Source organism: Clostridium sp. AF29-8BH (assembly GCF_003478145.1).
Lineage (GTDB): Bacteria > Bacillota > Clostridia > Lachnospirales > Lachnospiraceae > Otoolea > Otoolea fessa.
Genome location: NZ_QUEL01000039.1, coordinates 1 through 8,223, shown reverse-complemented (window position 1 = coordinate 8,223; position 8,223 = coordinate 1). Strand labels below are relative to the sequence as shown.

Here is an 8,223-nt window from a genome sequence, read left to right as displayed (position 1 = left end):
AAACAACTGACGTGCCAGATTCCCCTTCATAATCTTTATCATGTCTGATATAAAAAATTGCGGTTTGCAATCCAGAAGTAAATGAATATGATCTGGCATAACCTCCATCACCAGAATCCTAAATTTGTATTCCTCCGCAAGCTCATACAACATTTTTTTACATTCCGCGTCTATCCCATTTTTCAGGACCTGTTTTCGATATTTCGTGCACCAGACAAGATGATATTGCAAAGAATACACATATCCTCTACCATATGAAAGTGAATTTTCCTTAATAGTAAATATATCTTTTTCCATGTTTATATTATACCATATGCACCCGCATTTGACAAACACTAGTTCTGTATCTTGATAAAAAATTTGGCACACCTAACTCGTCACTACTACAATATACTTATGGGTAATCCCCTTACATCCAGTAAGGATTTATCCATCTCATTACTTAAACTGTTAGAATGTAGGATGCAATGGTATATCGACTTCATCACTAGGACTTAGCGTCCGTACTTTAGACTGATAACCAGCTCCTCATTCACAGTGTTCGTTTTATGCAGGTTGAATCACATTAAGTGCATTCGTGTCACACACAGTAGTTTGAGCAGGTAATGAGTAAATCTGGTATTTATCCATTGTAATATTTTTAAGGAGTGACAAATTTATGAACGCAGTAGGTATTGATGTTTCAAAAGGTAAAAGCATGGTTACAATTCTAAGACCATTTGGTGAGATTGTATCCTCTCCTTTTGAGATCAAGCACACATCCAGTGATATCCTTTCACTAATTAAACTTATTCACTCTATCGAAGGTGAATCACGAATTGTAATGGAGCACACCGGACACTATTACGAAGTACTTGCTCAGCAATTTTCAGCAGCTGGTCTGTTTGTCAGTGCTGTTAATCCTAAGCTAGTCAAAAACTTTAATAATGACTCTCTTCGCAAAGTTAAATCTGACAAAGCTGATTCCATCAAGATCGCCCGCTATGCTCTTGACAAATGGCAAAATCTTAAACCATATAGTATTGTGGATGAATTGCGCACACAACTAAAGGCCATGAATCGTCAGTTTCATTTCTATGTGAAACAAAAAACGGCTATGAAAAATAATCTTATTAATCTCATTGACCAGACATACCCAAATGCAAATACTTATTTTAATAGTCCACTCCGCAGTGATGGCTCCCAAAAATGGGTTGATTTTGTCTATACGTATTGGCATGTAGATTGCGTTCGTAAAATGTCTCTAAATTCTTTTGTTAAACACTATCAAAACTGGTGCAAGCAAAAAAAATATATCTTCAATAAATCAAAAGCCGAAGAAATTTATACCAAGGCAACGGAACTTGTCCCGGTATTTCCTAAAAACGAAATAACCAAACGCATCATTAGACAAGCTATCGCTCAGCTTAACAGCACTTCCGCTACCGTCGAAACAATACGCATTCTCATGAATGAAACCGCCTCAAAACTTCCAGAGTACCCGATTGTTATGCAGTTTAAAGGGATTGGTCCATCTTTTGGTCCACAGCTTATGGCTGAGATCGGTGATATAACCAGATTTACACATAAAGGAGCCCTTACTGCTTTCGCCGGGGTAGATCCTGGCGTAAACGAGTCTGGCTCCTATGCACAAAAAAGTGTTCCAACATCCAAACGTGGGTCTTCAAATTTAAGAAAGACTCTTTTTCAAGTAATGGATGTTCTTATTAAAACAATGCCGCAAGATGATCCTGTATATCAATTCATGGACAGAAAACGTGCCCAGGGTAAACCGTACTATGTTTACATGACTGCAGGCGCTAATAAATTTCTCAGAATTTATTATGGACGAGTGAAGGAATATCTCTGTATTCTTTCTGAGTCAAGCTAATTCAAAACTTTTATTTGCAGACCAGCACTGCTTGTGGTGGTCTTATTTTAGTGCCTAATTTTAACCATGTAAAATTTTATATTTTTTTCCCCATTAAGTCTTGACTTTTTATTTGCAGGCTAAAGTAACGAGAATGCGGTGTGCCGTTTTTCAAGGAAGTTAACCATTTTCCCCGTTGCCAGGAAAAATACCAGTGGAATTCCAAGTGCTGCCGCAGGATAAGTCAGTAAATCCAGATAAGCAGTTATCATGCCATTTATCAAAAACAGATACAGATAGCGCCCGTCCTGTTCCATTTGATTCCGACAGACCAAAATCAAAAACAGGCTGAATATCATCACATAATACACACTTGAAAACTGGATCGAAAACGCAATCGCCAACGGTCTCAAAAACAGTGCCGTACATAAAAATGGAAGTATCAAACAGTAGCGTTTCTGCCTAATCAATGTTCCTATTATAAGCAGCAGAGTAAACACAACTCCCAAATTTGTAAGTGCCCGAATTCCCTGATAATCCATAAAAAAGAGTAGTGGGCGCAGGAATACCAAATAACCATGCCAATAACGCGCATACGAAGTTATTTCCATCCCATTATCTATCCCTTTCACATCCATTCGAAATGATGTAATTGGATCTGCATCCTGATAAACCGGTCGATAGGCAGCGACTGCACGCTCTAAAGCAGACGCATCTTCTTTTTGATAACAGGCTGTATGGATCATGAGCGAATCCGTCCAGTTATCCAATTCTTCCGCCGGCGTATTTCCAACAAACGGATAGAGTCCTTCACCGGTAAAGATTTCCACTGACTCTGCACCATGTTCATAAATCAACTTATCCGGTATAAGAAAGGCAAGCCACAAAAAATAGTCCCCGCCAAAATACCTGAAATCAAAATGGCAGGCATACGAATGAGGTATTTCAAATTCATGTCCTTCTTCCCTTCTTCCCAGACATTCCCGCCATCACAATAACAAACCAGAAAAACGGCTGCCTGCAGTTCATCAGCGTAAAACTCTCTGCCAGAAGTGCCAGCACCGCCGCCCTCTGCGCTTTCTCACACCGGACCACATTTTTCACAATCCAATACACCAGAAATGTGGTAGGAATCAGCCCATACGAAAACCACACATCAAAAAAGCTGGAATGAATCTCATTGACATGAAATACATCAAACACACCCGGACTCAAAAGTTTTTCAAATCCATCATACGGAATAAAACGTTCAAAAAAGCCCTCTCCCGCTCCATAAAACAGATACTGAGGCGTCAATACCAGCCGCTCCGCACTTCTGTCATATAGCAGATCATAGAGATTTCCATTTGCCAGTTTCCATATTTTCTGCTGGATTCTGGAAAGAAGCGTATAATCCGTCTGCGAAACATCAAAATCTGCCCCTGGCCAGATTAGATAGACGCCCAGCGCCAGCATCACTACAACAGCTGCCCCGCCGAACCACCAGAGTTTTTTATACTTTGAGTGCGTGCATCTTTCCCAGAAAAACTGCCATGCCAGTATTACAAAAAAGGCAAGCAGTCCCACAAACATACCGGTTGATTTTGCTTTTCCAATCAGAAGAACTCCCCAAAAAAACATTCCCCAGCACGCAATCCGTGTCTTGACTGTATACTCTGCCTTCCGCCGGTATTCCATAAAAAGCACCAGAATCATCGTAAAGATGAAAAAAGCAAACTGGTTCGGATCATTAAACGTTCCCATAAACCGAGAACCGCCCCAGCTCTCATGAAAATAGCGTCCTCGTCCGGAAATCAAAACAATTGTCTGAAACACCAGATTGATCCGACATATCCAGCAAAGTCCCCGCATAAACGAATCCGAATAAAGTGTCCGGAACGTCCAGATCAGGAATGCAGAATAAATCCAATAAAGCGTATGTAACGGAAAACTTCCTTTTCCTGTCCGAACAAAATAAATGCCATTAATGACAGCTGCAAATATCAGGAAGACAGCCCAGGGCAGATCCTCCTGATACCAGATTTTTTTACCACTTCTCCGGGCCAGAGCAAAGGTCAGAACACCTGATACGGCGAAAAACAAATCCGCGATGCCGATGCTGCCGCTGGGGAGAAGGTAGAATTGTTTGGTGAGGACGGCTGTGTAAAATAAAACTTCAACCATCCTGTTTCTCTCTAATTTCATTTGTTCTTACTTTATCCTAATCCCACAAATTTTCCGGATATAATCCACTCTCTATCATCTGTCGGAATCCCTCCTGCGCTGGTTCTATATCTTCTTTATAAGTAATTCCAATCCATCTGTCCGGCGTATTCAAAACTTTTACGGAAGCTAACTTCTTTTCAAGCAATTCTGCCACAATATTTGGGAGAAGATACTCCTTCTTCTCCGGATTTTCCCCTAATGCATCAAGGAATCTGGCAAATCCTTCATCTATGTACCGCAAAAAATCCGGATATCCGGCCCACATATTCATGGATACCATCGTATCCGGTGTGATCCATTTGCTTACCTTCGCATTATCACACTGGATTTTTCCATCTACACACTGAATTCCCGTCGTTTCAACGACCTCTTTCAAGAATCCCGCCTCATCTGCCACGCAGACACCTCTGGTAACCGCTCCGTTTTCACTCAGCGTATTCTTTAAAGAAAAGCCTGCCATTGCCAGATTTATCTTATCCGCATCTGTATTTCCAGAAAGCAGGAACTCATGAAGCTTCGAAAAAGCTTCTTTCCCATAATAATCATCTGCATTGATGATCACAAATGGTTCTTTCACAACATCTTTACAAGCCAGAATTGCCTGCCCGGTTCCCCATGGTTTTACTCGTCCTTCTGGAACATGATAGCCTTCAGGCAAGTCTTCTAACTCTTGATAGACATATTCCACAGGCATAACCTTAGATAAGCGATTTCCAATCACTTCTTTAAATTCTTTCTCAATGGCTTTCCGAATTACAAATACAACTTTTGTAAAACCAGCTTCCTTCGCATCGTAAATCGAAAAATCCATAATAATCTCTCCATTCGGAGCCATCTTAGCCAGCTGCTTGATACCGGTTCCAAAACGGGAACCTATACCGGCAGCCATGATGATGAGGGTTGTGTTCATGTTTTCCTCCATAACTATAAAGATGCAAATTTACAGAGTTGTTTCTTTCTGAACTATTCTCTTCTGTTCTCCCCATTTTTTACAGACTAACAGCATCAATTCTGAAATCATTACCGACCAAACGATTGACATTCCTAATTTTAACCAATATCCATTTAAAGGAAATAATCTTTGAATCCAATCTTGAATAGGATAATGGATGCAATAAATTGGAAGTGCCAATTCACCCAAATGAATGCATATCGAATAAATATGCTTATTTTTTATATAATTTTCATCATTCATTAATGTAAAAAACATCACTATAATTAAATAGGCAATTATCTCCGCTGAAATATCAATTCCACCATTTCTAAAAAAAACAGTAATAAAAATAAAGCCTATAAATCCAATCACACTCGCTATACGAAATAACATTTTAGGGAAATCATCTTTTTCTTTATAATATCTTGTCATATAAAACAATGCGCTTCCAACAGTCAATCCAGCGATTCCTCTAAAGCACTGAAATATTCCGCCTTCCCAAATTGCAATTTTTTTCATATAATCCATGCACAATGCATATAACATAATAGGAATAAACCAGCATAAAAAATATTTATAAATTTTTTCATTTTTGACCATTAAAATTATAATCAACGGCAAAAACAAAATCAAATGCGTAATATACCACAAAGGTGGATCATAGGTATAAGAAGAATTTGCTATATCACTTCCTTTTAGCAATAATAAATTATATATCAGTGAAAAAGAAGCAACACTTTTGTCATTTTCAGAACATTGTGTAATAATGTTGAAAAAACCAAACATCACCCCCCCTACTGCATAAGGATAAAGTTTTTTTATCTTATTTTTTACATAGAACATTGTGTAATAATGTTGAAAAAACCAAACATCACCCCCCCTACTGCATAAGGATAAAGTTTTTTTATCTTATTTTTTACATAGAAAAAGATTTCATCACATTCAACCTTACATTTTTCCATTCTTTTAGAAAAATGTAAGGTTGTGTAATATCCCGTTAATATGAAATAAAATTCTACAAATGCCCAGCCTCCTATAAAAAATGTTCGTTCCATCAATGTATATGAATGATGACATAAAATCATAATTGATCCAATAAATCGACACATTTCAATATACTGGCATTTGTCTTTCTTAGTTTCCATCCTAGTTTTTAGCCCTTCTTATTTTTGATTCTTTATTCTACCGTTACACTCTTAGCTAAATTCCTTGGTTTATCCACATCCAATCCTTTTGAAACACTGACATAATACCCCAGTAATTGCAACGGAATCACTGCTAAACTAGGCATAAAATGTTCATCCGTTTTAGGAAGATATAATGCAAAATCAACTGTATCTTCTATTTTATAATTTCCAGCACTGGTAATTCCCATTAAATATGCCCCCCGGCATTTAACTTCAACCATATTGCTTATCATTTTTTCATACAATTCACTTTGTGTTAAAATGCTTATTACTAAAATATTATCCTCTATTAAGCTAATTGTTCCATGTTTTAATTCACCAGCAGCATAAGCTTCCGAATGAATATAGCTAATCTCTTTTAGTTTTAAACTTCCTTCCATGCTTACCGCATAATCGATTCCACGTCCTATAAAGAAAACATCTTTTGCATTTGCATACTTAGATGCAAACCATTGAATTCGCTCTTTTGAATCCAATAAGATTTTTTCTATTAAATTCGGAATTTTCTGCAATTCTATAATTAACTTTTTATACCCTTCGGAATCTATTTTTCCTTTCATATAAGCCATCTGAATTGCTAATAAATCTCCTGCAATTAATTGCGCACTATACGCTTTTGTTGTAGCTACCGAAATTTCTGGCCCAGCCAAAGTATAAAATACATAATCTGCTTCCCTGGCAATAGTTGAGCCAATCACATTTACAATCGCTAAAGTAGGAATTTTTTTGTTTTTAGCTAATCGAAGAGCTGCTAGTGTATCCGCTGTTTCACCCGATTGGCTAATTACAATTACTAAACTATTTTTTTCCAAAATCGGATTTCTATATCTAAATTCAGATGCCAATTCTACTCGAACTGGTATACGCGCCAAATCTTCCATTACATATTGCAATGCTACTCCTGCATGATATGCTGAACCACATGCTACGATATAGATTTGTTCTGTTGCTTCAATTATCTCTTTCTTTAATCCACTGGATGTTAGGTCTATCACTCCATCTTTTATTACAGAATTCAAAGTATTCTTGATTGCTCTCGGTTGTTCATGAATCTCTTTTATCATAAAATGTTCATATCCATTTTTTTCAGCTGCTTCTGCATTCCATTTTATTTCGACCAATTCTTTTTTTATTTCTTCCTGATCAATATTATAAAAAGTAATATTACCCTTATGCAAGCAAGCTATTTCTCGATTTCCGATATAATAGATCTTACGTGTATAAGGTAATAACGCAGGCACATCAGATGCTATAAACGTTTCCCCTATTCCTTGTCCTAATATCATGGGATTATCCTGTCGCGCCACAAAAATCTCTTCAGGATATTCTTTAAATATAAACGCCAAAGCATATGTACCGCGAATTCTTGACAGAGATTTCGCTATCGCATCAAGAGGTCCCTTTTTGTACTTTTTATAATAATAATGAACCAATTTAACAGCAACTTCTGTATCTGTGTCTGAATAAAAAGGATATCCTTTTTTTATTAATTTATCTCTGAGTTCCTGATAATTTTCTATGATACCATTATGGACTCCAACAACCTCTCTATCCTCAGTTGCATGAGGATGAGCGTTTAATTCAGAAGGTTCCCCGTGAGTCGCCCAACGAGTATGTCCAATTCCACAATTTCCGCGTAATGAATTCCCATCATTTGTCTTCTCTTTTAAAGCTTTGAGCCTTCCTTTTGATTTTACAATCCGAACTACTCCAGAACCTTCTCTAACTGCTAATCCAGCCGAATCATAGCCTCTATATTCCAGCTTTTCCAAACCCGCCAAAAGGATTGGAGCCGCTTGTTTATCTCCTATATATCCTACTATTCCGCACACGATTTCATCTCCAGTTTTTTTTATATGTATTATTACCCATATAACAAATTATCTTCTATACATCCTTATAATTCTTTTCTTTTCTTTTTTCTTCCATATTTTTATTTCTTTTAACATTTCTTTAGACCAAAATTCATTCCTAGCAGTGGAATAAGACAGACCAAAATTCATTCCTAGCAGTGGAATAAGACAGCAATTTATTAAACAATTCGTCTT

At 37.3% G+C, this 8,223-nt stretch carries 8 protein-coding genes; 1 reads left to right on the top strand and 7 read right to left on the bottom strand.

Translation table 11 applies throughout. The annotated features are described in order from the left end of the window. Window positions 1-297, bottom strand: a 297-nt coding sequence (tnpA, locus tag DWZ16_RS14840) for an IS200/IS605 family transposase (RefSeq protein WP_118523145.1), incomplete at its 3' end; no start/stop codon positions are given. A 361-nt stretch (window positions 298-658) separates the two neighbouring features. Here tnpA and DWZ16_RS14835 point away from each other — a divergent pair. Then, window positions 659-1,870 (top strand): IS110 family transposase, encoded by a 1,212-nt coding sequence (locus DWZ16_RS14835; protein WP_118523144.1) that lies wholly within the window; start codon window positions 659-661, stop codon window positions 1,868-1,870. Window positions 1,871-1,989: 119 nt separating this feature from the next. Here DWZ16_RS14835 and DWZ16_RS14830 read toward each other — a convergent pair whose 3' ends face one another. From DWZ16_RS14830 to glmS, 6 genes are all read right to left on the bottom strand, one after another. After that, on the bottom strand, window positions 1,990-2,736 hold the full coding sequence (locus DWZ16_RS14830; RefSeq protein ID WP_118523143.1) for a hypothetical protein: 747 nt from the start codon (window positions 2,734-2,736) through the stop codon (window positions 1,990-1,992). Between the two features lie 64 nt (window positions 2,737-2,800). Then, the gene (locus tag DWZ16_RS14825) at window positions 2,801-4,012 is read right to left on the bottom strand and encodes a hypothetical protein (protein WP_118523142.1); all 1,212 of its coding nucleotides are present in this window, start codon (window positions 4,010-4,012) and stop codon (window positions 2,801-2,803) included. Window positions 4,013-4,049: 37 nt separating this feature from the next. Beyond that, a complete protein-coding gene (locus DWZ16_RS14820; protein ID WP_107001627.1) occupies window positions 4,050-4,964 on the bottom strand; it encodes a nucleotidyltransferase family protein in 915 nt (304 codons plus the stop codon). Between the two features lie 30 nt (window positions 4,965-4,994). Then, window positions 4,995-5,774: an acyltransferase family protein gene (locus DWZ16_RS14815; protein WP_243022050.1), complete on the bottom strand. Its 780-nt coding sequence runs from the start codon at window positions 5,772-5,774 to the stop codon at window positions 4,995-4,997. A 44-nt stretch (window positions 5,775-5,818) separates the two neighbouring features. Continuing rightward, window positions 5,819-6,133 (bottom strand): hypothetical protein, encoded by a 315-nt coding sequence (locus DWZ16_RS14810; protein WP_118523140.1) that lies wholly within the window; start codon window positions 6,131-6,133, stop codon window positions 5,819-5,821. 32 nt (window positions 6,134-6,165) lie between these two features. Next, window positions 6,166-8,007 carry a glutamine--fructose-6-phosphate transaminase (isomerizing) gene (gene glmS, locus DWZ16_RS14805; protein WP_118523139.1) on the bottom strand — a complete coding sequence of 614 codons (1,842 nt, stop codon included), beginning with the start codon at window positions 8,005-8,007 and terminating at the stop codon, window positions 6,166-6,168. Window positions 8,008-8,223: the final 216 nt, after the last annotated feature.